This is a genomic window from Lampropedia cohaerens, assembly GCF_001005215.1.
Classification (GTDB): Bacteria; Pseudomonadota; Gammaproteobacteria; order Burkholderiales; family Burkholderiaceae_C; genus Lampropedia; species Lampropedia cohaerens.
Genome location: NZ_LBNQ01000024.1, coordinates 28,263 through 54,325 on the forward strand (window position 1 = coordinate 28,263; position 26,063 = coordinate 54,325).

The following is a 26,063-nucleotide window of genomic DNA, read 5'->3' on the forward strand; positions in this document are numbered from 1 at the left end:
ACCAGCGCTTGTTGGTCGTTTGACCATCTTTTATGAACGCGCTAATTGGTAGGGTGTCTATTTGCTTTGATGAAGCCTGGGTCAAGGCAGTAGAACTGCGCTTTGCAGTCGATGCTGTGAATTGGAAAAGTGTTTGTCCAGCGCTGCAGATCGGCTGGATGCTAAACGCGGTGGACGGGGCACTTCTACAATGTCGCCATGACTACCAACCTGATTCTTGATGTGTCGCAGACACTGCGGCACGATGGCGCAGACCCTGCGCAGGCCACCGCTGCGAGCACGACTGATCGATTGGCATTGGCGCAATCCATCCTGCTGACCCCGTTTGGCCTGAGCGAGCAGCATCTGCAGCAGGCGCTGGCGCACATTCGCAAGCGTGACGTGGACGACGCGGACCTGTATTTCCAGTACACCCGCCATGAGGGGTGGAGCCTGGAGGAAGGCATCGTCAAGACAGGTTCATACAGCGTCGACCAGGGTTTTGGCGTGCGAGCGGTTTCCGGCGAGAAGACCGCCTTTGCGTACTCCGACGATATTTCGCAGGCTGCACTGATGGATGCCGCAGCGACCGTGCGGGCCATTGGCAATGGCACTGCGCGGGGTGGACGTGCCAAGGTTGGGGCCCGCAGAGTGGCGCCAGGCCGCGCGCTCTATCCCGCGCTTGATCCGATCGAGACACTGGACAGTGCTGCCAAGGTGGCCTTGTTGGGTAGGGTGGAAAAGCTGGCGCGGGCGCGCGATCCGCGCATCGTGCAGGTCATGGCCGGGCTTGCCAGCGAGTGGGACGTGGTCCTGGTGACGCGCGCGGACGGCACGCTGGCAGCGGACGTGCGTCCGCTGGTGCGGCTGTCCGTGACGGTGATCGCCCAGCAGGCAGGCCGGCGCGAGGTCGGCACGGCCGGTGGAGGCGGGCGCTTTGGACTGGCCTATTTCGACGATGCACGGATTACGCAGTACGTCGAGGATGCGGTCCAGAACGCGCTGATCAATCTTGAATCGCGCCCGGCGCCGGCCGGCGAAATGACCGTGGTGCTCGGGCCTGGCTGGCCTGGGGTGCTGTTGCACGAAGCGGTCGGCCACGGCCTGGAAGGGGACTTCAACCGCAAGGGCGCCAGTGCCTTCAGCGGCCGTATTGGCGAACGCGTGGCGGCCAAGGGCGTGACCGTGCTGGATGACGGCACCCTGGCGGGCCGCCGCGGCTCGCTCAACATCGACGACGAGGGCCATGCTACGCAGCGCAACGTGCTGATCGAGGACGGAATCTTGGTTGGCTACATCCAGGATGCGATGAATGCGCGCCTGATGAAGACGGCACCTACCGGCAATGGCCGACGCGAGAGCTATGCGCACATTCCCATGCCGCGCATGACCAACACCTACATGCTGGGGGGACAGTACGAGCCCGCCGAGGTCATCGCCAGTATCGAACGCGGGATCTACGCCACCAACTTCGGTGGCGGTCAGGTGGACATCACCTCCGGCAAGTTCGTGTTTTCTGCCAGCCAGGCCTGGTGGGTGGAAAAGGGCAAGCTGCTGTACCCGGTCAAGGGCGCGACGCTGGTGGGCAACGGTCCGGAGGCGCTCAAGCATGTCAGCATGATCGGCAATGACCCGCAGCTCGATACGGGCGTGGGCGTATGTGGCAAGGAAGGGCAGAGCGTGCCGGTCGGCGTGGGGCAGCCCACCTTCCGCATCGAGGGGCTAACCGTGGGCGGGACGGTCTGATCTCGCAGCGGCTGCTTCAGCGCGGGCCGCTGTCGACCGTGTCCGTCACTGGTACTTCTGGGCCGCATCAGTGACCACAGACGTCCATGCGCCTTCTGGAGCCTTGGTGATGACCGGCGTGGAGCCGCCCGAGAGCAGGATGTCAACCGTGCGCTGGTAATCCGCTTCGGCCAGGGCGCCGCCTGTGCTCAGATCGATCAGCTTGCCCACTTCGACCAGCATGCGCCGCTGGTGCTCGGCGGTCTGCGCGCCGGAGGCGTCTGCATCCAGGATGATGTCGACGGCTTCGTCGGGATTCTCGATGGCGTACTTCCAACCCTTGTTGGTGGCCGCGACAAACTTGCCCAGACGTTCGACGTAGGCCGGGTCCTGCAGCTTGGCCTCCATCGCGTACAGGCCATCTTCCAGGGTGGAGACGCCCTGGTCGGCATAGGAGAACACCACCAGCTGCTCGGGGGTGAGGCCGCCGTCGATGACCTGCCAGTATTCGTTGTAGGACATGGTGGAGATGCAGTCGGCCTGCTTTTGCAGCAGCGGATCGACGTTGTAGCCCTGCTTGAGCACCTTGACACCGTCATCAGCGCCCACTTCCAGGCCAAGCTTGGCCATCCAGGCCAGGAACGGGTATTCGCTGCCGGAATACCAGACGCCCACCGTCTTGCCCTTGAGGTCTGCGGGCGAGCGCACGCCGGAGTCGGCGCGGCAGGTCATTTGCATGCCGGAGCGGGCGAAGCTTTGTGCAACGTTGACCAGCGGCACGCCACGCTCGCGCGCAGCCAGTGCGGTGGGCATCCAATCGACGATCAGGTCCGCGCCGCCGCCAGCGAGCACCTGTGCCACCGAGGTATCCGGCCCGCCCGGCTTGATCGTCACATCCAGATCCAGCGCACGGTAATAGCCCTTGGCCTGCGCCACATAGTAGCCGGCGAACTGCGCCTGCGCGACCCAGCGCAGCTGCACCGTTACAGGTTCGGTGGCATGTGCCGCTAGCTGGCAGGCGGCCAGCACTCCCGCCGCCAGGGCGGAGCGCGTCAGGCGAGAGGCAAGAGCGGGCAGGGCGAGGGTATTCATGGCGAACTCCTTGTGAAACGGGAAGGGGGAGGGTGGAGAGAACTCAGGTCCGCAGCGACGGGTGCCAGAATGTCAGGCGGCGCTCCAGCGCGACCAGCAGTGCCACCAGCGCCATGGCGATCACCGCGGCGACGACGATTTCGGCCCAGACCATCGGCATCGCCATCTGGCCCAGCGACACCGACATGCGAAAACCCATGCCGACGATGGGCGTGCCGAAGAACTCGGCCACGATGGCGCCGATCAGGGCCAGTGGCACGGTGATGCGCAGCCCGTTGAAGATAAAGGGCAATGCTGCAGGCAGGGTCAGCCAGCGCAGCGTCTGCATGGGTGATGCCGCATACGCGTGCATCAGGTCACGCTCCATCGCCCCCGCCTGTTGAAGGCCGGCGGCGGTGTTGATCAGTACCGGAAAGAACGTGACCACCAGCGCAATCGCCGCCTTCGAGGGCCAGTCAAAGCCAAACCACATCACGAAAATGGGCGCCAGCCCGACGATGGGCAATGCCGCGATGAAGTGGCCCAGTGGCAGCAGTCCACGGCGCAGGAAGGAAAAGCGATCGCACAGAACCGCAGTGACGATCGCCAATGCGCTGCCCAGCAGCCAGCCCGGCAGCATGGCGCGCACGATGGTCTGCATCGCATCGGCCGCCAGCAGCTGGCGCTGGGCCCAAAGCGCCTGCACGACCTGCGAGGGCGCGGGCAGCAGGATGGCTGGAATGCCCAGCGCCACGCATGCGAACTCCGCGGCATAGAGCATCAGCAGGCCCAACCCCGTTGCCATGAGCAGCCGCAGGCCGTGCGGTTCGGGCCCGTCGCCGGCAGGCGCATAGCGTTGACAGGCGTACTGCAGCAGTACGCTGCCGCCAGCCAGTACCAGCGCACCGGCCAGCCGCAAGGCGGTGGAGGCGTTGCCAAAGCCAGCGCGATGCGCCAGCCAGAGCGTAATGGCCGCCGCTATCGACCATGCCATGGTCAGCACGGCCAAGCGTGTGGCGTGTGCGCCTGTTTTCAGGCCCTGCGCAGAGACAGGCGCGGCCTGCTGGGCGCGCAGCACGGCGGTCATGGCTGTCTCCTTGTCGTAGGTGATTGACCCAGCAGGCGGCTACTCAGCCACGCCAGCACGTCGACGGCGCCGACCAGCAGGGCCGCCGTAATGCCTGCGGCCAGCAGGGCGGACCAGATCTGCAGCGTCTGCCCGTAGTAGCTGCCACTGAGCAGCCGGGCGCCAATTCCGGCGGTGGCGCCGGTGGGCAGCTCGGCGATGATGGCGCCCACCAGGCTGATGGCCATCGCAACCTTGCAGCTGGCCCACAGCATGGGCATGGCAGCGGGCAGCCGCAGCAGCCAGAAGACCTCCCGGCGAGTAGCGCTATAGGTGCTTAGTAGCTCCAGCTGCAGCCGCTCGGGCGACTGCAGCCCCTTGACCATGCCGATGGTGATGGGGAAAAAGCACAGATAGGCGGAGATCAGGGCCTTGGGCAGCAGGCCGGTCAGGCCCAGCGCGCCCATGATGACGATGACGATGGGAGCCACGGCCAGAATCGGCACGGCCTGCGAGGCCACCAGCCACGGCATCAGCGACAGGCGCAGCACGCGCACGTGGACGATGGCCACGGCCAGTGCGATGCCGATCAGCGTGCCGATGGCAAAGCCTGTCAGGGCGGCGCTGGCGGTCACCAGCACATGGGTGACCAGATTGCGCGGGTTGAGCATGCGCGCATCCGCTTGGCCCGGAGCGGCGCGCCACAGGGGCGTGGCAAAGACTTCCCTGTGGAAGGTCTGCACCACCTGATGGGGCGCCGGCAGGATGGGCCGCTGCAACGACCAGCTGACCCTGGCGCGCTCGGTCAGGCTGGCGTGCTCGGTCAGCAGGTTGGCCGTCAGCACACGGTTCATGGGCAGCGCCGCGGCATACCAGAGCAGTAACGCCAGCGCGACCAGAATGGCTACCGGGGCGGCGCGTGAGCGCTGCCACCAGCGCCGCAGCAGGGTCTGGCGGCACGCATCTGGCGGCGGCGCGGCAGCCGTAGCGCCAGGCGGGGAGGAGCCTTGCGGCAATGCCATGGAGCGACCGTTCATTGCAGCATGCTCGCCTGACGCAAGCCTTCCCGCACGCGCTGTGCGAGCTGGATGAATTGCGGCGTTTCGCGCACGTCGAAGCCGCGCTCGCGCGGCAGATCGGAGTCGATGACGTCGATGATGCGCCCCGGGCGTGGCGACATCACGACGATGCGCGAGGACAGAAACACCGCCTCGGAAATGGAGTGGGTGACAAACACGACGGTCTTGCCGGTGCTGCGCCACAGCTGCAGCAACTGCTCGTTGAGCTGGTCGCGCACGATCTCGTCGAGCGCCCCGAAGGGCTCGTCCATCAGCAGCAGCGCCGGCTCAAAACTCAGGGCGCGGGCAATCGAGGCGCGCTGCTGCATGCCACCAGAGAGCTGCCAGGGGTACTTGCGCTCGAATCCGGCCAGGTTGACCTGTGCCAGGTAGTGCGCCGAGCGCTGCTGGCGCTCCCACCTGGGCATGCCGAAGACCTCCAGCGGCAGCTCCACATTGCGTGCGATGGTGCGCCATGGGTACAGCGCCGGTGCCTGGAAGACGAAGCCGTAGTCACGCCGCAGCCGCGCCTGCCGGGGCGTGACGCCATTGACCAGCAGTTGTCCGGATGTCGGCTGCTCCAGATCGGCAATGGCGCGCAGCAAGGTGGTCTTGCCGCAGCCCGACGGGCCGATAAAGGAGACGAAATCACCGCGGCGTATCTGCAGGTCCACATGCGCCAGCGCAGTGACCGGACCATCGCTGCTGGGGTACACCAGCGACAGGTCGCGCACGTCGATGCTCAGATCGGCGTGCCTGGCAGGCGACGCTGGCAGCCCCATCGGGGCGCTGGGTGCAAGTGCTGATGCGGAATGCATGGGCCTTCCCTGCTGAATCGGATGGCGTGCTCCGAAGCAACATGCATGCCATCCGAAGGGAACGGGCCGATTCACCGGGCAACGGGCATACCGTGCGAGGGTTGCCGCATGGGAGAGACGGCTTTCGCACTCCTGCTGACAGCGTGGCGTAGGGAAAGCCTGTGGCAGGCTTAGAACCTAAACAGGTTCTGATGGACCATTTGCTCCAAAAAGGAGCATTTGCACCGCAGCCGGGATTGTCGTGGTGCATGCGCGGCTGCAGCGCGGCGACATCGGGACCCGAGCCGCGACACCGGGCCAGTTGATGGTGGTCCCCATCTGTGGTGGTCAGCGCGTGCGCCGCCCGGCGCTGGCCATCACGGCAGAACCCCTGCCAATACCAGCTGCTCGATGCTGGCAGCCGTTTCCTCGAAGAATGCAGGGTCCTCCAGGCCCTTGCCGCAGATCGACTGCACCTGCACCGAGAAGTCGGCGTAATGCTGCGTCATGGCCCACAGCGAGAAGATCAGGTGATGCGGCGCAATGGGCCGCAGCACGCCTTGTTCAATCCAGGCGTGGATGACCGCACGCTTGCGCTCGACCAGCTCGCGCAGCTCGCCCTCCAGCGTGCTTTTGAGCAGCGGTGCGCCCTGGATTACTTCCAGGCAGAACAGGCGGGATGCCTCGGGGGCGTCGCGCGAGGCGGCGAGCTTGGTGCGGATGTAGCGCGATAGCGCCTCGCGCGGCGCCTGCTCGGCACTCAGCGCATGCAGCGGCTGCAGCCATTGCGTCAGCAGATTGCGCAGCACGGACAGGTACAGCGCTTCCTTGTTGGGGAAGTAGTAGAGCAGGTTGGTCTTGGAGACGTCGGCCAGTTCCGCCACCGCATCCAGGCTGACGCCGTGCATGCCATAGCGCGAGAACAGGGTCAGCGCGGCAGCGAGGATGCTGCCGCGCTTTTCTTCCATCTTGCGCTGGCGGCGTTGCTGGCTGGCGGCGCGGGCGCGCTCACGCGCGGCAGGGAGGGCAGACGCCGCTGCGTCCGCCACTCTGGCGGCGCGGGGCGCGGCGGTCTTGCGTGTGGGGGATGGCCTGGCCGTGACGGTGCGCAGTGGCGCTGGCTCGCTCATGGGATGCTCCTGCTGCTTGGGAAAAAGAAATGCGCTGCGGCCTATTTTCATGCAGGAGCGAAGCGGCCCCGCTGCAGCGTCAGAGATGGTGCGTGTCCGCACCAGCATGGCAGACGTATTACTGCGCAAATGCTCCAATTTGGAGCAAATGGTCTGAAATCACCCCAGGTGATGCGTAACTGTATGAATTGAAAGGCCTATGTGGCTTGGCATCAAACCTGCTTGAGGAGTCTGAAAAGCCTGCAGTTCGTCCCTTTTGCAACGGAGCATCGCCATGAAAGTCGGAGTCTTCATCCCCATCGGCAACAACGGCTGGCTGTTGTCGGAAAACGCGCCCCAGTACAAACCCACGTTTGCCCTGAACAAGGAAATCGTGCAGTCCGCCGAGCACTACGGCATGGATTTTGCGCTGTCCATGATCAAGCTGCGCGGTTTTGGTGGCAAGACGGAGTTCTGGGACTACAACCTGGAATCCTTTACGCTGATGGCTGGCCTGGCGGCGGTGACCAGCAAGATCAAGCTTTTTGGCACCGCGGCGTCGCTGGTGATGCCACCAGCGATTGTTGCGCGCATGGCGGTGACCATCGACTCCATCTCCAATGGCCGCTTCGGTGTCAATCTGGTCACCGGCTGGCAGCGGCCGGAGTATTCTCAGATGGGCATGTGGCCGGGTGATGAATTCTTTGCCACGCGTTACCAGTATCTGACAGAGTATGTGCAGATCCTGCGCGATCTCTGGGAGACCGGCCAGTCCGACTTCAAGGGGCAGTACTTTACGATGGACGACTGCCGGGTCAAGCCGTTGCCCAGCAAGCCGATGGAGATCATCTGTGCCGGCTCCAGCGATGCAGGCGTGGCGTTCTCGGCCAAGTACGCAAACCACAACTTCATCTTCGGCAAGGGCATCAACACGCCCAAGGCCTTTGCGCCGCAGGCCGAGAAGCTGCTCAAGGCCACGGCGGAAACCGGCCGCAAGGTAGGGGTGTTCGTGCTGACCATGGTGATTGCCGCCGACACCGACGAGGAGGCGCGCGCACGCTGGGAGCACTACAAAGCCGGCGCGGATGAGGAGGCCATCCAGTGGCTCGGCGCGCAGGGCGCAGCCGATACCAAGTCAGGTGCGGATACCAACGTCCGCCACATGGCCGATCCGACCTCTGCGGTCAACATCAACATGGCCACGCTGGTGGGCTCCTACGCGAGCGTGGCGCGGATGCTCGACGAGATGGCCGAGGTACCGGGCACCGAAGGCGTGATGCTGACCTTTGACGACTTCGTGGCTGGTGTGCGCAATTTCGGCGAGCGCATCCAGCCATTGATGAGGGCCCGCATCGACGCGGATACGCCAGTGCCGTCGCAGGTGGCCGATGCCGCCGCACGCCAGTTCGCCTGAAAGGTTTCAGCCATGCGCAAGAACAAGACCATGACTTCGTCGGTGCCCGCCGGACTTCCCGACGATCCCGCCCATCCTGCGCTGATCGTGTCCGCGCGCCCCGAGCCGCTGCGCATCCGTGCCACCGACACCGCGCTGATCGTGGTAGACATGCAGAACGCCTATGCGTCGCTGGGCGGCTATGTGGATCAGGCCGGCTTCGACATTTCCGGCGCGCAGGGCACCATCGGGCACATCCAGCGGGCCATCGAGGCCGCGCGTGCCGCTGGCGTGCTGGTGGTATTCCTGCAGAACGGCTGGGATGCCGGTTACGTCGAGGCTGGCGGCCCCGGCTCGCCGAACTGGCACAAGTCCAACGCGCTCAAGACCATGCGTGCCAAGCCCGATCTGCAGGGGCGCTTCCTGGCCAAGGGTGGCTGGGATTACGCGCTGGTCGATACATTGCAGCCGACCGCGGGCGACATCGTGGTGCCCAAGACGCGCTACAGCGGCTTCTTCAACAGCACGCTCGATAGCAGCCTGCGCGCGCGCGGCATCCGCAATCTTGTCTTTACCGGCATTGCCACCAACGTCTGCGTCGAGTCCAGCCTGCGCGATGCCTTCCATCTGGAGTACTTCAGCCTGCTGCTGGAGGACGCCACCCACGAGCTCGGCGGGCCAGCCATCCAGGCGGCGACGGTCTACAACGTCGAGACGTTCTTTGGCTGGGTCAGCACCGTCGATGCATTCTGCACCGCGCTGGGCCAGCCCCCTTCCACTACTTGCGCGACCAACGTTTCAGGAGAACTGCACCATGCCTAAACAAGTCATCATCCCACCGGGTTCCGGCGTGCCGCTGGCCCCTTACGTGCCCGGCACCCTGGCCGATGGCGTCGTCTACGTCTCGGGCACGCTGCCCTTTGACAAGGACAACAACGTCGTGCATGTCGGCGACCCCGCCGCGCAGACGCGCCACGTGCTGGAAACCATCAAGGGCGTGATCGAGGCCGCAGGCGGAACGATGTCGGATGTGACGTTCAACTCCATTTTCATCACCGACTGGGCCAACTACGCGGCGATCAACCAGGTCTACGCCGAGTATTTCCCCGGCGACAAGCCCGCACGCTTTTGCATCCAGTGTGGCCTGGTCAAGCCCGATGCGCTGGTGGAAATTGCCACCATCGCCCACATCGGGAAGGCTGCCTGATGACCGATCTCATTTTCGACGTGCATGCGCCGCTGGCGCCCGCCAATGGCAAGACGGTGCTGCTGTCGTCCGGTCTGGGCGGCGCTGCCGGGTTCTGGAAGCCGCAGCTGGAGGCACTGCTGCAAGCCGGTTACCGTGCCATCGCCTATGACCAGCGCGGCACCGGGCGCAGCCCGCGCGCGCTACCCCAGCCCTACTCCATTGCGCACATGGCGGCGGATGTGCTGGAAATCCTCGATGCCACGCAGACTGAACGCTGCCATTTCGCAGGCCACGCCCTGGGCGGGCTGGTCGGGCTGCAACTGGCGCTGGATGCGCCGCAGCGCGTGGCCAGCCTGGTTTTGGTCAACGCCTGGGCCAGCCCCAATGTCCATTCGGCGCGCTGCTTTGCGGCGCGGCTTGCGCTGCTGGACGCATGCGGTGTGCAGGCTTATGTCGAGGCGCAGCCGATCTTCCTCTATCCCGCCGACTGGGCCGAGGCCCACCATGAGCAGGTGCAGGCGGAAGTTGCCCACGCCGCCGCCCACTTCCCGGGTGAAGCCAACATGCGCGCGCGCATTGCCGCCCTGCAGGCCTTCGACGTCGAAGAGCATCTGGGCGCCATTGCCGCGCCAGTGCTGCTGATGGCCGCTGCCGACGACGTGCTGGTGCCCTGGACGCGTTCGCAGCGCCTGCAGCAGCGGCTGCCCCATGCGGAGCTGGACGTGGTGCCGCATGGCGGCCATGCGCACAGCGTGACCGGGCCCCAGGCCTTCAACGCCCGGCTGCTGCAGTTTCTGGATCGGCAGTAGGCCCGTCGATTGTGGTGCGCACTGATTCAGTGTGATGCATTGGCAGATGTTGCTGGAGAAGAAGTCCATGCTTAGCCTATCCCCTTTCCCGTCATGGCCCGAGGTGCCGCCAGAGGCCTGGCCGACTTCTGAAATCGCGCCGCCAAGCGCGCAGCAGTTTCGCGACGGCATGGCGCGTGTGGCCGCCGCGGTGCACGTCATCACCACCGATGGGCCGGCCGGCAAGGCCGGCTTTACCGCCTCGGCAGTCTGTAGCGTCACCGACACGCCGCCTACCTTGCTGGTCTGCCTCAACCGCAGTGCTTCGGTGTACGAGGCCTTCCATCGCAACCATGTGCTGTGTGTGAACACGCTGGGCAGTGACCAGCGCGATCTGTCCAACCTGTTTGGCGGCAAAACGCCGATGGCGCAGCGTTTCGCTGCAGCCAACTGGCGCGAGGGCGTCAGCGGCGCGCCGGTGCTTGCGGATGCGGTGGTGGCCTTTGAATGCCGCATTGCGCAGGTACAGCCCGTTGGCACACACGACGTGCTGTTCTGCCAGGTATTGGCCGTCACGCAGGCGGACGTGGCAGAGGGACTGATCTACTGTGGCCGCCAGTACCACGATGTGGCGGTGACCGGCCACAACTGAATGGTGCACTGACAGCTCCGGCGCCGCCTTGTTCGCGCGGGCGCCGGAGTTGGCGCGTCCATCGCGCGCGCCAGCGCCTTTGTTGTGTCGCCTACCGCCAGCGTGCCCGGCGTGGCAACCTGCGCGACGCGCTGCAGTCTTTGCGGCTTTCTGATTGAATGGCATGCTTTGCATGAAGCACCTGTGCGCCGCTCCTCCCGCGCGTGGTCCGGCAAGGGCGGCAGACGAGGCTTCGCATTGGAGGTACTTGCATGGCATCCATTTCTACACTTCCTCAGCTGTCGCTGCTGGACCTCGTCTCGGTTCGGCAGGGACAGTCCATTGCCGGCGCCATCGACGCCGCAGTGCGCACGGCCCAGCATGTCGAGCGACTGGACTTCGCGCGCGTCTGGCTGGCCGAGCACCACAATATGCCCGGCATTGCGAGCTCGGCCACAGCCGTGCTGATCGGCCATGTGGCAGGCAAGACGCAGCACATCCGCGTCGGCGCAGGGGGCATCATGCTGCCCAACCATGCGCCATTGGTAGTGGCTGAGGCTTTTGGCACCCTGGAGGCGCTCTACCCGGGCCGCATCGACCTCGGTCTGGGCCGCGCGCCTGGCACCGATCAGCCGACCATGCGCGCGCTGCGACGCGGGCGGCGCGAGACGGAAGATGATTTTCCGCGCGAGGTGCAGGAGCTGTTGATGCTGCTGGATGATCCGCAGCCGGGCCAGCAGCTGGTCGCCACGCCCGGCGCAGGCAGCCACGTGCCGATCTGGCTGCTGGGCTCCAGTCTGTTTTCGGCGCAGCTGGCCGCGCAGCTGGGACTGCCGTACGCCTTTGCCTCGCACTTTGCGCCGCGCTTTCTGCACCAGGCGCTGCGCCTGTATCGTGAATTGTTCCAGCCGTCCCGGACGCTGGACAAGCCCTATGTCATCGTCGGCGTGCCGGTCATCGCTGCGGACTTCGACGAGCAGGCCGAGTTTCTCGCCAGCAGCACCTATCAGCGCATCTTCGGCATCCTGACCAACCAGCGTGCCCTGCTGCAGCCACCGGTGCCTGGATTCATGGAGGCGTTGGATCCGGCTGCGCGTCAGGCCATCCGTGATTTTCTGGCCATCGCCGCCATCGGCGGCCCCGCCGCGGTGCAGCGTGGCCTGCAGGCCGTCATCGATGCCACACAGCCCGATGAGCTGATGGTGGTCAGCGATTTCTACACGTTGGATGATCGGCTGCGCTCGCTGGAGATCACCCGGCAGGCGCTGGCGGCCTGCCGGCCTGCTGCGGGTTGACGCGCCGGCAGCGGCACTATCATTGGCTGTTTGTTTAGCCGATGATGGCAGGTGCGCGGAGAGGGGCACGCCTGCGCTTGTCTTTCTTCCGATGGTAGTGCGCCAATGGCTCCTGACTCGCTTCTGACCCGCCTGACAACGGGCCATCGCCAGCCCTGGCTGCGGCGCCTGGCCTCCGTAGTCCTGACGCTTGGCATAGTGCTGCTGGTGGTGTATGCCCTGCACCACGCGTTGGGCGAGGTGGACTACCAGCGCGTGCTGCACTACATGGCACGCACGCCGCAGGAGGCGTTGTGGTTGGCCGTGGCGGCCTCGGCGGCGAGCTATCTGGTGCTGACGGGCTACGATTTTTCGGCGCTGCGCTACCTGCGCCTGCAAGGGCGCTTGCCATGCACGGCCGTCGGTGTAACTTCCTTCATGGCTTATACCCTGACCAACACCGTGGGCCTGGGGGTGTTGGCGGGAGGCGCCGTGCGCATGCGCATGTTCACCCAATGGGGGCTGACGCCGATGCAGGTCACGCGCCTGATTGCCTTCAATGCCGTGGCCTTTACCGCCGGGCTGACGCTGTATGCAGCGGTGGCCGTGCTGATGGAGGCGCAGGCCGTGGCCGCGTTGGCGTGGCTGCCGGCCGACTTGCTGCGGGGGGGGGCGCTGGCCGTGCTCGCAGTGGCCGTGCTGTTGCTGGTCGCATGCGCACGTGGCAAGGTGTTGCGCTGGGGAAGCCTGCAGCTGGCACTGCCGTCCTTGCCGTTGGCGCTCAGGCAACTGCTCATCACCGGGGCGGACACGCTGTTTGCTGCGCTGACGCTCTGGTTTCTGCTTCCGGGAGGTGATCTGTCATGGTGGACGTTTTTCACCTTCTTCATGCTGGCGCTGGCTGCCGGGGTCATCAGCCACGTGCCGGGCGGACTGGGGGTTTTCGAGGTGGTGATGCTCACGGGACTGGGCGGTGCGCTGTCGGCGTCCTCGCTGGCTGCCGCGCTCGTGCTGTATCGCGTGGTTTATTACTTGCTGCCCCTGGTGGCAGCCTCGATGTTGATGGGCGGCTACGCGCTGTGGCTGCGCGTGGCCAGTCGCTCCGGACGTGGCGCGGAGGTGGCGCGGCGCCATCCGACCAGTCTGGGCATTGCGCAGGGCCTGGCCTGGGTGGCACCGCTGCTGCTGGGGACATTGACATTCACCGCCGGAGTCGTGCTGCTGGTATCGGGAGCGATTCCGGCCAGTCAGGGGGCCGAGGGGCTGCGCGCGCTGCATGTGCCGGAATTCATGATCGAGGCGTCGCACCTGATCGGCAGTATCTGCGGCCTGCTGCTACTGGTGTTGGCGCGCGGCATTGTTTACCGGCTGGATGCCGCCTGGTGGCTGGCACTGATGGTGGCCGGCATCGCATTCTGGATGACCCTGCCCAAGGGATTTCACTGGGTGGAGCTGAGTCTGTTGGGCGCGCTGTTGGGGCTGCTGCTGCTGTCGCGGGGAGCCTTCAATCGGCATTCGTCGCTGGTGGCCATGCGGTTCGAATACGGCTGGCTGGTGGCCATTGCCGCGACGCTGGCAGCGACCGGCTGGATCGTTTACTTCACACTGGAGCACGAAGCCTGGAGCCACGCGCAATGGTGGCAGTTCGCGCTGGATCCGCAGGCTCCGCGCGGCTTGCGCGCCGGCATGCTGGTCGCCATTGCCGCGCTGGTGTGGGGCAGTTGGCAGCTGCTGCGCAGGCCGCCGCGGACGGCATCCGGGCAGGTCGTCGAACGCGCCCCGGAGTCGGCGGATAGCGGCTTGGACTGGCGCCGGGCTGCGACGCGGGTGTTCCATGCGCCGGACGGCCAGGTTTGTTTGCATTACCGGGTTTTCGGTCGCAGCTGGGTGGTGCTGCGCGATCCGGAGGGTGTGCAGGATGCCTGGCCCGATGCGCTGCGCGCGTTCATCGACACGGCGCGCAGCGATCGGATGCGACCGGCCTTTTTCCAGCGCCCGTCGGCACGGCCTGATTTATTGCTGGACGCTGGTCTGCAGTTGCGTACCGTGGGGCAGGCGCTGGTGCTCGATCTGGGCGGGCCGGCAGCGCCTCGGCAGCCCGCGTCGCTGCCGTCCGGCGTGACCGTCGAACTGCTGCATGGCGATGCGGTGGAGGCAAGCGATGCGTCGCTGCTGGCGCAGTTGCAGTCCATCTCCAGGCAGTGGACGCAGGCAGTGGCTGCCACGCGCAGGCGGCTGAGCCCGGCTCCGCTGGATGCGGCACATCTGCGCGAGAGTCTGGTTGCCGTGCTGCGTGAACAGGGACAGGTCGTGGCATTTGCAACGCTGTATGCCGATATTGCCGATGCGCCAGCACAGGCATCGCCACAGCCGTGGCAGGCGGCATTGACCCTGGTACGCAGCCTGCCGGGGGCCGATGCGGCCTCCGCCCGGACCTTGCAGTTGCTGCACGGCCTGCTGCCGCAGCTGTCGCATTTAGGGTGCAGGGCGCTTGATCTGGGCCTGCTGCCATGCCAGGCCGAGGAGGGCGACGAAGCGTCTTCGAACTGGCAGCGCACGGCGCGCGAAGTGCTGCACCATGGCGAGCTGTTCTATCAGCTCGATCCCGCCCAGTTGCCAGCTGACTGGATACAGGTGCGGCAGCCGCGCGAGCTCGCGGCGCAGGACAGTGTGTCCGGCTGGCTGGTGCTGGCGGACCTCGCACCAGTAGTGCGCCGCAAGCGTGCGTGAACGCCTGCGGGCAAGGCGCTTTAGCGCCGGTTGCCGCGATGTTGTGGGCGTGGCGCGCCGCCGGCGCGTGGCTCCAGGTGACGGAACGTGATGCGGCCCTTCGTCAGGTCATAGGGCGACATTTCCAGCGTGACCTTGTCGCCCGCGAGAATGCGGATGCGGTGCTTGCGCATCTTGCCGCCGGTGTAGGCAATCAGTTCGTGACCGTTGTCGAGCGTGACGCGGTAGCGCGCATCGGGCAGGACTTCGTCGATCTTTCCGCCCATTTCAATCAGTTCTTCTTTTGCCATGTATGTGGTGTCCTCTGCAATTGGAAAGCGCACGCATTCTTTGGCGATGCGTGGCAGCAGCCGGGCGTTGGCACGGCTGCCTGAAACAGGTCTGTCGGCAGGGCAGACCCTGGAAAGCCGCGCGAGCGCCGGGTGCAACCCCTTGGGCGCCAGAGAAGCGTTGGTCAACAGCGCAAGGGGATGTGGCGGGCTTTAGGGACGCAAGGCATTCATCCGATGCGGGCGCCTGGCCTTCACGGATGTCGAACCCAAGGCCAGTCGGTGGCCATGGCCTCGGATACGGGGAAAAAGGCTTGGAGCTTGCGCCGGGCGGCCCCTCAAAACGCTGGTTACGCAGCAGGTCGTGCAATCACTCCTGCCAGGCAGAAGCTGAGAACGAAAATGGGGGCGTTGCGCGGGAAACGCAGCATTCTAACACCTGGGCACGGTCTGTGAAATCCGCCTGCGTATTGCCTGCGTTGCAGTGCGGGACGTAGGAAAAGATGGTGACCAGGCACTGCGTGGACTGGGGGCGGCACTTTCAGGGCGCTTCACAGCAGTCGTGCTGGCAGTGCGCCCCGCAGGCTGTTGGTAACGAGGATGGCACGAGCTGCCCGCAGGTCCTCCAGGCGCAGCTGCTGCTCGCGCGTGGGCCATGCGGGGTCATCGAGCAACACGCTGCGCATCACGCCAGGCAGCACGCCGTCGGACAGCGGCGGCGTCAGCCACGGCGCATCTGGACCATCCTCCATGCGCACGAACACATTGCTGCGCGCGCCCTCGGTCAAAAAGCCTGCTTCGTTGAAGAACAATGCGTCGAAGGCGCCCTGCGCCATGGCCTGCCGCAGTGCCGCGTCGTAGTCGGCGCGTAGTGTCGTCTTGTGACGGCGCAACCAGGCGGGCACCCGGCTGGGGCTCGGCGCAATGGTGAGGGAAACGGGACCATGCGGCAAGGGATCGAGCACGGCGTGCGTCAGCGCCAGCGTGCCGTCTTGCTGCAGCGCCATGCGCAAGCGCCAGGCGGGTCGCGAGGTACGCTCAGCGTGGTGCCGGGCGATGTAGGCCTGCACGGCCTCCTCCCAGCTGCTTAGCAGCGCGTGGCAGAAACCCAGTTCCTGCGCGCTGGCCGTCAGCCGCGCGCAGTGGCGGTGCCAATGGGCAGGAAGTGCGGCGCCTGCTGGCAGCAGCATGGTCTCGAATAGGGCAAAGCCGGCCATGGCATGCTGGGCGAAGCGGGCCTTGAGATGGCACTCGCGCCATTCGTCCTCGGCGCGGCTATCCCATGTGATGCCGGCACCGACCGGCAGCCTGGCGCGCCGCGGCTGATCCGGCCGCTCTGGCTGATCGAGAAACAGTGTGCGAATGGGCACGGACAGGCAGTAGTCGAGCGTTGGTTTTTGAGGGTCGCCACGTGTGTCATGGTCATGCGCGCTCAAGGCAGCCCAGCCAATGGCGCCGGTGTAAAGGCCGCGGTGATAGGGCCGCGCATCCGCTGCACTGCTGCCGTGCCCCTCGATCTGCGCAATCAGCGCCATGGTCTTGCGTTTGGGCGCTCCGGTAATGGAGCCGCACGGGAAGGTGGCGCGCAGCACGTCAGCCAGATCCACGCCCTCGCGCAGCTCGGCCTCGATGGTGCTGGTCATGCTGAGCACGCCGTCGTTGCGCTGCACCGCAAACAGCTGCGGGACATGGACGCTGCCGGTGCGCGCCACGCGGCCCAAGTCGTTGCGCAGCAGGTCGACGATCATGACATTCTCGGCGCGATTCTTGGCATCGCTGCGCAGCCAGTCGCAGCTGGCCTGCATTTGCTGCGGCGTGTGGCCAGCCGGGGCCGTGCCCTTCATCGGTCGTGCAGTGATGCGCCGGCCCTTGACCTGCACAAATAGCTCGGGCGAGAGCGACAGCACCCACTGCGCGTGCGCGCTTGCATGGGGCAGGTGCAGCAAGGCGCCGAACTCCGCGCGCTGGCGGCTGCGCAAGCTGCGATAGAGCGCGATGGGCGAGCCCCAAGCACGCCCCTCAAAGGCAAAGGTGTGGTTGACCTGGTAGGTGTCGCCCCGCGCGATGGCCGCGTGTATCTCCGCCAGCTGCGCGGCGTGCTGTTGCTGGGAGATGCCGGGGCGCCATCCGAGCAGGCCTGCGTCGGCCTGATCGTGCTGTGGCGGGCACTGCGCGTTCAGCCAGGCACTCACCTGCGCCTGACGCAGCAGCTGTTGTTGTTCAAACAGTTCGGCGCGCAGCTGCGGCCGCGTGGCGTCGCCCTGGGGCGTGGCCGCTGTCAGGCCGTGCAAGCTCAAGCCCCATTCGTAGTCGGCCAGCAGGACGGCGTGCAGGCCCTGTGCGAGTGCGGCATGCAGGCGCGCCTGCCACTCATCGAGTTGCGTAGCATCGTCACAGCAGAGCTGGCCCTGCCAGCGGGTGTAGAGTCTGCTGGCGGCCCGTTCGGCGGGCGCGTGGTGGTCGTCCAGCAGCGCGAAAGCCGGATGTGTCACTGCAGCATTGCCTCAATGGCTGGCCAGACTGTCTCAAGGATGAGCGGCTGTGCGGATGCATTGGGATGGATGCGGTCAGGCTGGAAGTAGCGCTGCAGATCGGCCGGATCCGCAATGGCCTCCAGCATGAACGGCACCAGTGCGACGCCGGGTAGTTGCGCGACGTCCTCGAACACTTGAGCGAAATCACGGCTGTACTGTGCGCCGTAGTTGGGTGGCACCTGCATGCCCAGCAGCAGCACATGGGCACTTGCTGCCTGTGCGGCTTCAACCATGGCCTCCAGGTTTTCGCGCGTGCTGGTCAGCGGCAGGCCGCGCAGCGCGTCGTTGCCGCCCAGTTCGATGATGATGTACGCTGGCTGGTGCGCCTTGAGCAGAGCCGGCAGCCGGCTGCGGCCACCGGCAGTGGTTTCGCCGCTGATGCTGGCGTTGATGACCTCAATGGCGTGGCCCTGCTGGCGCAGGCGCTCGGCCAACAGGGCCACCCAGCCCTGTCCGCGCGCCAGGCCGTATTCGGCACTGATGGAGTCGCCGACGATCAGCATGCGTGCAGCGCCTGCGCCCGGCTGCGCCTGCACCTGCCGCATCGGCAGCAGGCACAGCGCAGTGGCCAGCAATAACCCCCCGCACGCAAACAGCATCCGGCGGGCGCTAAAGTCCAGAGAATGAAAGATACGCATCACGATGTGGCTCCGCAGGCAGAGGCCATGATTATCACGGAGGGACTGGGCAAGTCGGTGACGGATTCGACCGGCACGCTGCAGATTCTGCACGATGTCAATCTGGTTTTCCCGGCGCGGCAGACGGCGGCCATCGTTGGTGCCTCCGGCTCGGGCAAGAGCACGCTGCTGTCCATCCTCGCGGGGCTGGATACGCCCACCCAGGGCACGGTACGGTTGGCCAGGGAGGATTTGTTCGCGCTGGATGAGGACCGCCGTGCCGCCCTGCGCGCGGCAAGGACCGGCTTTGTGTTTCAGAACTTCCAGCTGCTGGCGAGCTTGACGGCGCTGGAGAATGTGATGCTGCCTCTGGAGCTTGCGGGCCGACGCAACGCACGCCAGCTGGCTGCCGAAATGCTGCAGCGTGTGGGCCTGTCAGCGCGGTTGCACCAGTACCCCAAAGTGCTCTCCGGGGGCGAGCAGCAGCGCGTGGCACTGGCGCGGGCGTTTGTTGTGCAGCCACAGGTGCTGTTCGCCGACGAACCCACGGGCAGCCTCGACTTTGCTACTGGTCAGGCAGTGATGGAGCTGATGCTGCAACTCAATGCCGAGCTGGGTACTACCCTCATCATGGTCACCCATGACCGGGCGTTGGCCGCACGTTGCGCCATGCAGGTGCGCATTGAAGCGGGCCGAGTGGCTGAAGTGACTCCGTAGTGCGCGTGGGGGCAGTCGGCTTGGCAGTGGCAGGCAACTTTGCACAGCTTCACGTCCGAGTTGGGAACCAGCCACGCATCGCTGGACTCCAAACCCTACAATGCGTCAGATTGCGATAGCAGCGGCGCTTCGCATTCATTCACTCACTAGAGGATACCCACCATGCGTATTGTGCACACGCTTGTTGTTGCTGCCCTGGCCGCCTTGGTGGCCGTGGCCGGCAGTACCTGGGCCGAGTCGCTCAAGGGCCGTGTGGAGGCGGTGGATGCGGGCAGCGGCACGATCCGCCTCAATGGCATCACTTTCCAGACCACGGCGCAGACGCGCTTCAGCGGCTATTCCGACCTTCGGGCCATTCAGCCCGGTGAGCGCGTTACCATTGAGTTTTCGCGCGATGGTGCGCGCTACGTGGCGACGGCGGTTGCGCAGGAAGACTGATGGCGCTGCTGCTTGGCACTGTGCGCGCTTATTCGTGACTATGGTTTTTACCAAGGCAGGCATTCCATGATGACATTGATGCGCAAGGGCTCGCTGGCTGCATTGGCCACGGTGGCGCTGGCTGCGTGCGCGACGACCAGTTCGTTTGCCGAGACCCTCAAAGGCCGCGTGGACGTGGCCAACCACAGCAACAAGACACTGGTCGTGGCGGGCATCACCTTCCAGACCGGCGCCGGGACGGTGTACATCGAGCCGCTGAAGTCTTTCGAAGACATCCGGCAGGGCCAGAAGGTCAGTGTGGAGTTCGACCGCTCTGGCTCCAACGTCTATACGGCAACGAAGATCAGCCTGGAGAATTGACGCAGCTGCCGTTTCCTTGTGCGCGCCAGACGGCGTGTGCGGTGCACCGCCTCATCGTGAAAAAGACCACTGCTTCAGTGGTCTTTGTTTTGCCCGCAGTGCATGCGGGCCGTAAACAGATTCTTAGCTGCGTTCAGCCACCCACGCCTGCACCGATGCCAGTGCCTGCGGCAGTGCGGCAGGGTTGTTGCCGCCGGCCATGGCCATATCGGGCTTGCCGCCGCCCTTGCCGCCCAGTTGCGTGGCGACGAAGTTGACGAGCTCGCCGGCCTTCAGCGTGCTGGTGCGATCTCGGGTCACGCCAGCTGCCAGCTGGACTTTGTCGCCATCAACAGCGGCCAGCACGATGGCGGCGCTGCCGAGCTTGTCCTTGAGCTTGTCCACCGTCTCGCGCAAGGTCTTCGCATCGGCACCTTCGAGCTTGGCAGCCAGCACCTTGATGCCGTTAATGTCGGAAGCCTGTGCGGCGAGATCATCGCCCTGGCTGGAGGCAAGCTTGCCTTTGAGCGCGGCAATTTCCTTTTCCAGCGCCCTGGCATGTTCCAGCTGGGCTTCCAGCCGGGTCTGCAGTTCGGAAGGGGTGCTCTTGAGCGTGCGCGCGGCCTGGGTCACAGTGGCCTCAAGTTGCTGTATATAGCGCACCGCCTTGGGACCGGTGATGGCTTCGACGCGGCGAATTCCCGCGGCCACCCCGCTTTCGGCCACCAGCTTGAACAGGCCGATTTCCCCCGTCCGATTGACGTGCGTGCCGCCGCACAGTTCGCGCGAGCTGCCGATGTCGACCACGCGCACGGTTTCCCCATACTTTTCGCCAAACAGCATCATGGCGCCAGTCTGCTTGGCGGCTTCGATGTCCATCACGCGAATCTGCGTGGGCGCATCGGCGATGATCTCCGCGTTGACCAGCTGCTCGATGCGGTGCAACTGCTCCTGCGAGATGGGGCTGGGCTGCACGAAGTCAAAGCGCGTCTTGTCCTCATCGACCAGCGAGCCCTTTTGCTGGACATGCTCGCCCAGTGTCTCGCGCAGGGCCTTGTGCAGCAGGTGGGTGACGCTGTGGTTGCGCGTTGTGGCGGTGCGCAGCTCGGCATTGACCTGCGCGCGTATGCGCTCGCCTACGCGCAGCGTGCCGGTTTGCAGCACGCCATGGTGGCCGAATACGTCGGCCTTGATTTTCTGCGTGTCCTGCACATCGAAGACGGCCACTTCGCTGCGGATTGTGCCGCGGTCGCCAACCTGTCCGCCGGACTCGGCGTAGAACGGCGTGACGTCCAGTACCACCACGCCGCTCTGGCCGGCCGTGAGTGTCTGCACGGGCTCGCCATCGGCATACAGGGCGAGCACCTTCGCGTCCTCCTGCAAGCTGTCGTAGCCGGTGAAGGTGGTGGGCAGGCCGTCGTACTGCAGGCCACGTTCCATCTTGAACTTGCCGGCGGCACGGGCGGTGGATTTCTGATGCTGCATGGCTGCATCAAAGCCCGCCTCGTCAACACTGACGCCGCGCTCGCGGCAGACGTCCTGCGTCAGGTCGAGGGGGAAGCCGTAGGTGTCGTGCAGCTTGAAGGCCACGTCCCCCGGTAGCACCTGGCTGCCATCGGCCAGTGCGCTGTCGAGGATGTGCATGCCGTTGGCCAGCGTCTCGAAGAACCGCTCTTCCTCCAGCCTGAGCACCTCGGTGATGTGCGCCTGCTGCTCCTTGAGCTTGGGGTAGGCCGCGCCCATCTGCACCACCAGATCGTCCACAAGCTTGTGAAAGAACGGCGTTTTCTGGCCCAGTTTGTAGCCATGGCGAATGGCGCGGCGGATGATGCGCCGCTGCACGTAGCCGCGCCCCTCATTGGAGGGCAGCACGCCGTCAGCCACCAGAAAGGCGGTGGCGCGGATGTGATCGGCAATCACCTTGAGCGAGGGGCTGTCCAGCTCGGTGGAATTGGTCTCGCGCGCGGCAGCCTGAATCAGCGCGGCAAACAGGTCAATCTCGTAGTTGCTGTGCACGCCCTGCAAAATGGCAGCCACGCGCTCCAGCCCCATGCCGGTATCGACGCAGGGTGCCGGCAATGGCTTGACCGAGCCATCGGGCTGCATGTCGAACTGCATGAACACGTGGTTCCAGATCTCGATGAAGCGGTCGCCATCCTCGTCGGGGCTGCCGGGAGGCCCGCCAGGGATGTGCGGCCCGTGGTCGTAGAACACCTCCGAGCAAGGCCCGCATGGGCCCGTGTCGGCCATCATCCAGAAGTTGTCGCTCTTGTACTTGCCGCCCTTGTTGTCGCCGATGCGGATGACACGCTCGGGCGGCAGGCCGATTTCTTTGGTCCAGATGTCGTAGGCCTCGTCATCCTCGTGGTAGACGGTCGCCAGCAGCTTTTCCGGCGGCAGCAAGAAAACTTGTGTCAGCAGCTCCCAGCCCCAGTGGATGGACTCACGCTTGAAGTAGTCGCCAAACGACCAGTTGCCCAGCATCTCGAAGAACGTGTGGTGGCGCGCGGTGTAGCCTACGTTCTCCAGGTCATTGTGCTTGCCGCCTGCGCGCAGGCAGGTCTGCACCGATGTGGCGCGCACGTAGGGGCGCTTGTCCGTGCCGAGAAACACGTCCTTGAATTGCACCATACCCGAATTGGTGAACATCAAGGTCGGATCGTTGGCCGGCACCAGCGAACTGGACGGCACCACGGTGTGGCCGCGTGCGGCAAAGAAGTCCAGAAAGCTCTGGCGGATTTCAGCAACGGTAAAGCGGGGAGTGGTCATGGTGTGAGGTTCGCGGGCCCATCTAGGCAACAAGGTCGCGCAGGCAAGCCATGACGCAAAGCGCCGCTGCGGGCCAAGCATGCTTGCATGCAACAGGCCATTATAGTTTTGCGCCGCAGCTGGCGTGCCGTCGCCAGCCCACGGGACTGCAAGCGCGCCTATATAATGCGCTCCTGCCTTGCTGCGGCGCCCCTTGCGCCAGCTGTCAACAGCAAGCGCGTCAATCTGCGGGTGTAGCTCAATGGTAGAGCAGAAGCTTCCCAAGCTTACGACGAGGGTTCGATTCCCTTCACCCGCTCCACTTCAACTTTCCAGGGTGTTCCAAGGATGTCCATGGAGGGTTGCAAGTCATTGTCACGATTCGATTTTTTCAAAATCTTCGATCCAGTGACGTCCAGCGAAATCCACTGACAGCCGGTCCAAACTGGTACAAAAAGTGGCCCAAACAATGCGCGAGCTTCCCTTGCCGCATTGTTGCTGGGGGAGCCGGGGCTCGATGGGGAACATGGCACTCAACTCGCTTTCATGGAGTTGGGATCATGCTTTCAGACCTCATGGCCCGGCAGGCCAAGTCCACCGGCAAGCCATACGCACTGGCCGACTTCGACGGCCTCTATCTCTACGTTTCCGCCATCGGCACCAAGGCCTGGCACTTCCGCTATTCGTGGTTTGGCAAGCGCGAGCGCATCACCCTCGGCAACTACCCGGCGCTCTCCCTGAAGGACGCCCGTGCGCTTCGCGATGAAGCCCGCTCGCTGCTCGCCAAGGGCGTCAATCCCCACAGCGAACGCAAGCGCAAGCGGCATGCGATCGTCCTGGCCGGCGAGCACACCTTCATGGCCGTCTACGAGCAATGGCTGGCCCATCGCCGGCTCTCGCTGGAGGAAGGACGGCAGACCAGCCTGGAACAGATCGGGCGCGTCTTCAAGAAAGACGTGTTCTCGTCGCTGCGGCACCTGACCATCTACGAGATTACCCGCGCGCACCTGCTGGACATCATCGGCAAGGTGGAAAAGCGCGGCTCGCTGTCGGTGGCCGAGAAGCTGCGGACCTGGTTCACCCAGTTGTTCACGTACGCCACGGTGGCGATTCCCAACATGGGCGAGAACCCGTCCAGGGACCTGGAAGTGGTCGCACTGCCGTTGCCGCCGGTCGAACACAACCCGTTCCTGCGCATGCACGAACTGCCGGCCATGTTGCAGACGCTGCGCAAGTACCGCGGACGCCTGAACACGCAGTTGGGTTTGCGGCTGCTGATGCTCACCGGTGTGCGTACCGGCGAGCTTCGCTTCGCCACGCCCGATCAGTTCGACCTCGACCGGGGCCTGTGGATCATCCCGGTGGCCAGGCTCAAGCAGCGCAAGCTGCTCACCAGGAAGAAGCGCAAGCGCCTGATCGACATCCCGCCCTACATCGTGCCGCTGTCGGTGCAGGCGCAGGAGATCGTTCGCCACCTGCTCGACAACTTCAAGCCGGCCCAGGTTTATCTCATCCCCGGCGACTGGTGCCTGAAGAACCCGATCAGCGAGAACACGCTCAACGCCGCGCTCAAGCGCATGGGCTACGAGGACCAACTCACGGGGCATGGCATCCGGGCAACGATCTCGACGGCGCTGAACGAACTCGGGTACCCGAAGAAATGGGTGGACGCCCAGCTCTCGCATGCCGACCCGGACAGGATCAGCGCGACCTACAACCATGCCGAATACGTCGAGCAGCGTCGCGTCATGATGCAGGACTGGGCCGATCGCCTGGACCTGTTCGAGCAGAATCAGGCCGAGGTTGCCAGCCGGCATCTGACCATCACGCTCCAGGGTCTGCCGACCATCGCCGGCCAGGCGGCCGTGCAGCCGCCGGTGGTCGACCTCACCGCGCCGCAGCTGATCGTGACCGCGCCGACGTCCAACCAATCCGAAGCGCCGGCATCGGTACAGCGGCTGTCGGCCGTGCGCATGCCCGAGTACGCGCGGCCGCGCCTGTCGGAGGTGCAGCGCGAACGCCAGCAAGTGCTGGAGACCTTCGAGGCGCCGCACAACCTCTCGGTGGCGGACTACGCCAAGCTCGCGGGCAAGTCGCGCCGCTGGATCACCTACGAGATCCAGGCCGGCAACCTGCTGTCGATCCACATGGGGCACCGCGGGCAGCGCGTGCCAGACTGGCAGCTCGATCCGCTCAAGCGCAGGCTGGTCCAGTCTGTCCTGAAGCAACTGCCACGGGGCGTCGACACCTGGGACATCTACCACGCACTCCTGCGCTCGTACGAGGCTCTCGGGACACGGCCGGCCATCGAAGCCGTCAACCCAACGAACCTGCACCTTGCCGCGCGGTTGGTGGCCGCACAGTGCATGCAGGCGAGCGAGCCAGTCGTGACGACCGAGTTCCCTGAGCAGGTCCGGCAAGGCGTGCAGCGGCTGGTGCGCGAAGCCGTCGCTGCCGATGCCGCCGAAGCGACGGCCGGAGATTGATCAAGCCAGGGTCGCGCCGAGGTTCGGTCAGGCGCTTGCCTGGAGCGCTTGGAAGAACTGCTCCAGGCGGGTGCTGTCCGTATTTCGACGGCTCAGGAAGTATGTGGTGAGCGTCAGCGCGCCCTCTTGCAAGGGACGCTGGACAACGCCAAGGGCACGATGGCCCTCGATGCGGGCGGCGGGTGCCAGGCAGACACCGTAGCCGGCGGCCACCAAGGTCATCATCAACCCGAACGAGGTGGCCGTCGTGACGTCCAAGGGGAAGACGCCGGCCGCCGTCAGCAGCGTGTCGATCTGCCCGCAGTAGCCCACAAAGTCGCGGGCATCCAGGGCGATCCACGGGTTGTCGGCGGCCTGCTCCAGGGACACTGACGCGAACGCCAGCAAGGGGTGGTGGGCCGACACGGCCAATGCCAGCGCGTCTTGCCAGACGGGGCGGACATCGATGCCTTCCGGTGCTGCGGGCGACTGGCAGAGGCCTGCCTCGAAAGCCCCCGCGAGCAGTCCTCGATGCTGATCCTCCAGGCGCTGTTCGTGAAGACGAATCGGGTTGTCCGGATGGCGCCGGCGATGTTCCGCCATCGGCACCGACAACCGGGGATAGGCCAGGCAGTCCGACAGGGCAATGTTCAAGGGATCGGGAGCGATCATCGTGTCACCTGCACAACGCCGACACTGGAAAAAACCGGGCGCGACCGGTCGATGAGATAAGTTTAACGTGGTTTAGATTCGCTTTGCGCGTGACGCTTCTGTTGATGCAGAAGCGATCGGTGCAACGCGGGAGACCCGCAGGGACAAGAACCTATGAAAGCGAGCCAGCGCGCGCTTTCGGCGTTGCCGTGCGCGAGGCACGGACTGCGCAGGGGCTTGCCCAGGAGGTGCTCGCGGAACAGGCGGGCATCGCCCGGTCGCACATGGGCAAGATCGAGCGCGGCGAGCACATGCCCACGCTGGTGTTGATCCTGCGGATCGCGAAGGGGCTGGGGTGCTCGGCCGCGACGCTGATGGCCGCGACCGAGGCGCAACTGTCCGAGGAAGAGAGCGGCACCGAATAGCCATGCCGTCGTGGCGGTGAGGTGTCAACAACGTTCTTGTACGTCAAGGC

At 65.2% G+C, this 26,063-nt stretch carries 23 protein-coding genes and 1 tRNA gene; 14 read left to right on the forward strand and 10 right to left on the reverse strand.

Annotated elements, in window-relative coordinates:
* Positions 1-198: 198 nt before the first annotated feature.
* Positions 199-1,725 (forward strand): metalloprotease TldD, encoded by a 1,527-nt coding sequence (gene tldD / locus AAV94_RS08045; protein WP_084824820.1) that lies wholly within the window; start codon positions 199-201, stop codon positions 1,723-1,725.
* Positions 1,726-1,770: 45 nt separating this feature from the next.
* Here tldD and AAV94_RS08050 read toward each other — a convergent pair whose 3' ends face one another.
* From AAV94_RS08050 to rutR, 5 genes are all read right to left on the reverse strand, one after another.
* Positions 1,771-2,796: an ABC transporter substrate-binding protein gene (locus AAV94_RS08050; protein ID WP_084824821.1), complete on the reverse strand. Its 1,026-nt coding sequence runs from the start codon at positions 2,794-2,796 to the stop codon at positions 1,771-1,773.
* A 43-nt stretch (positions 2,797-2,839) separates the two neighbouring features.
* The gene (locus AAV94_RS08055) at positions 2,840-3,862 is read right to left on the reverse strand and encodes an ABC transporter permease (protein ID WP_084824822.1); all 1,023 of its coding nucleotides are present in this window, start codon (positions 3,860-3,862) and stop codon (positions 2,840-2,842) included.
* Positions 3,859-4,863: an ABC transporter permease gene (locus AAV94_RS08060; protein WP_084824829.1), complete on the reverse strand. Its 1,005-nt coding sequence runs from the start codon at positions 4,861-4,863 to the stop codon at positions 3,859-3,861. Before AAV94_RS08060 ends, AAV94_RS08055 begins: the two co-directional genes overlap by 4 nt.
* Positions 4,864-4,874: 11 nt before the next feature.
* Positions 4,875-5,717: an ABC transporter ATP-binding protein gene (locus AAV94_RS08065; protein ID WP_084824823.1), complete on the reverse strand. Its 843-nt coding sequence runs from the start codon at positions 5,715-5,717 to the stop codon at positions 4,875-4,877.
* 356 nt (positions 5,718-6,073) lie between these two features.
* Entirely contained in the window at positions 6,074-6,826 is a 753-nt protein-coding gene (gene rutR, locus AAV94_RS08070; RefSeq protein ID WP_084824830.1) for an HTH-type transcriptional regulator RutR, read from the reverse strand.
* 274 nt (positions 6,827-7,100) lie between these two features.
* Between rutR and rutA the strand changes: the two genes are divergently transcribed.
* From rutA to AAV94_RS08105, 7 genes are all read left to right on the forward strand, one after another.
* Positions 7,101-8,219 carry a pyrimidine utilization protein A gene (rutA, locus tag AAV94_RS08075; RefSeq protein ID WP_046741825.1) on the forward strand — a complete coding sequence of 373 codons (1,119 nt, stop codon included), beginning with the start codon at positions 7,101-7,103 and terminating at the stop codon, positions 8,217-8,219.
* A 12-nt stretch (positions 8,220-8,231) separates the two neighbouring features.
* A complete protein-coding gene (rutB, locus tag AAV94_RS08080) occupies positions 8,232-9,020 on the forward strand; it encodes a pyrimidine utilization protein B (protein WP_269430771.1) in 789 nt (262 codons plus the stop codon).
* Entirely contained in the window at positions 9,013-9,405 is a 393-nt protein-coding gene (rutC, locus tag AAV94_RS08085; protein ID WP_046741826.1) for a pyrimidine utilization protein C, read from the forward strand. The genes rutB and rutC overlap by 8 nt, the downstream gene beginning before the upstream one ends.
* Complete coding sequence (gene rutD / locus AAV94_RS08090) at positions 9,405-10,196, forward strand: pyrimidine utilization protein D (RefSeq protein ID WP_046741827.1); 792 nt, start codon at positions 9,405-9,407, stop codon at positions 10,194-10,196. The genes rutC and rutD overlap by 1 nt, the downstream gene beginning before the upstream one ends.
* Positions 10,197-10,263: 67 nt before the next feature.
* Complete coding sequence (gene rutF, locus AAV94_RS08095) at positions 10,264-10,827, forward strand: NADH-dependent FMN reductase RutF (RefSeq protein WP_046741863.1); 564 nt, start codon at positions 10,264-10,266, stop codon at positions 10,825-10,827.
* A gap of 251 nt (positions 10,828-11,078) precedes the next feature.
* Positions 11,079-12,101 (forward strand): LLM class flavin-dependent oxidoreductase, encoded by a 1,023-nt coding sequence (locus AAV94_RS08100; protein ID WP_046741828.1) that lies wholly within the window; start codon positions 11,079-11,081, stop codon positions 12,099-12,101.
* Positions 12,102-12,206: 105 nt separating this feature from the next.
* The gene (locus AAV94_RS08105) at positions 12,207-14,810 is read left to right on the forward strand and encodes a phosphatidylglycerol lysyltransferase domain-containing protein (protein WP_052754974.1); all 2,604 of its coding nucleotides are present in this window, start codon (positions 12,207-12,209) and stop codon (positions 14,808-14,810) included.
* 20 nt (positions 14,811-14,830) lie between these two features.
* On the opposite strand, the gene infA is transcribed toward AAV94_RS08105, so the two are convergent.
* The 3 genes from infA to AAV94_RS08120 form a co-directional block, all read right to left on the reverse strand.
* Complete coding sequence (infA, locus tag AAV94_RS08110) at positions 14,831-15,100, reverse strand: translation initiation factor IF-1 (RefSeq protein ID WP_046741865.1); 270 nt, start codon at positions 15,098-15,100, stop codon at positions 14,831-14,833.
* Between the two features lie 530 nt (positions 15,101-15,630).
* Positions 15,631-17,571 carry a chorismate-binding protein gene (locus AAV94_RS08115; RefSeq protein ID WP_046741829.1) on the reverse strand — a complete coding sequence of 647 codons (1,941 nt, stop codon included), beginning with the start codon at positions 17,569-17,571 and terminating at the stop codon, positions 15,631-15,633.
* The gene (locus AAV94_RS08120) at positions 17,568-18,251 is read right to left on the reverse strand and encodes an arylesterase (protein ID WP_084824824.1); all 684 of its coding nucleotides are present in this window, start codon (positions 18,249-18,251) and stop codon (positions 17,568-17,570) included. The genes AAV94_RS08115 and AAV94_RS08120 overlap by 4 nt, the downstream gene beginning before the upstream one ends.
* Before the next feature lie 27 nt (positions 18,252-18,278).
* On the opposite strand from AAV94_RS08120, the gene AAV94_RS08125 reads away from it, so the two are divergent.
* From AAV94_RS08125 to AAV94_RS08135, 3 genes are all read left to right on the forward strand, one after another.
* Positions 18,279-18,947 carry an ABC transporter ATP-binding protein gene (locus tag AAV94_RS08125; protein WP_231731306.1) on the forward strand — a complete coding sequence of 223 codons (669 nt, stop codon included), beginning with the start codon at positions 18,279-18,281 and terminating at the stop codon, positions 18,945-18,947.
* Positions 18,948-19,109: 162 nt separating this feature from the next.
* Positions 19,110-19,385 (forward strand): DUF5666 domain-containing protein, encoded by a 276-nt coding sequence (locus AAV94_RS08130; protein WP_046741831.1) that lies wholly within the window; start codon positions 19,110-19,112, stop codon positions 19,383-19,385.
* Positions 19,386-19,451: 66 nt separating this feature from the next.
* A complete protein-coding gene (locus tag AAV94_RS08135; protein WP_046741832.1) occupies positions 19,452-19,745 on the forward strand; it encodes a DUF5666 domain-containing protein in 294 nt (97 codons plus the stop codon).
* Between the two features lie 123 nt (positions 19,746-19,868).
* On the opposite strand, the gene alaS is transcribed toward AAV94_RS08135, so the two are convergent.
* A complete protein-coding gene (alaS, locus tag AAV94_RS08140) occupies positions 19,869-22,493 on the reverse strand; it encodes an alanine--tRNA ligase (RefSeq protein WP_046741833.1) in 2,625 nt (874 codons plus the stop codon).
* Positions 22,494-22,720: 227 nt separating this feature from the next.
* On the opposite strand from alaS, the gene AAV94_RS08145 reads away from it, so the two are divergent.
* Together AAV94_RS08145 and AAV94_RS08150 are read left to right on the forward strand one after the other, a co-directional pair.
* Positions 22,721-22,794: transfer RNA gene (locus AAV94_RS08145), tRNA-Gly, on the forward strand.
* A 238-nt stretch (positions 22,795-23,032) separates the two neighbouring features.
* A complete protein-coding gene (locus AAV94_RS08150) occupies positions 23,033-24,958 on the forward strand; it encodes a tyrosine-type recombinase/integrase (RefSeq protein WP_046741834.1) in 1,926 nt (641 codons plus the stop codon).
* Positions 24,959-24,985: 27 nt separating this feature from the next.
* Here AAV94_RS08150 and AAV94_RS08155 read toward each other — a convergent pair whose 3' ends face one another.
* On the reverse strand, positions 24,986-25,609 hold the full coding sequence (locus AAV94_RS08155) for a LysR family substrate-binding domain-containing protein (RefSeq protein WP_046741835.1): 624 nt from the start codon (positions 25,607-25,609) through the stop codon (positions 24,986-24,988).
* Between the two features lie 104 nt (positions 25,610-25,713).
* Between AAV94_RS08155 and AAV94_RS08160 the strand changes: the two genes are divergently transcribed.
* Positions 25,714-26,013, forward strand: coding sequence for a helix-turn-helix domain-containing protein (locus AAV94_RS08160; RefSeq protein WP_046741836.1), 300 nt, complete (start codon positions 25,714-25,716; stop codon positions 26,011-26,013).
* The last annotated feature ends 50 nt before the right edge of the window (positions 26,014-26,063 follow it).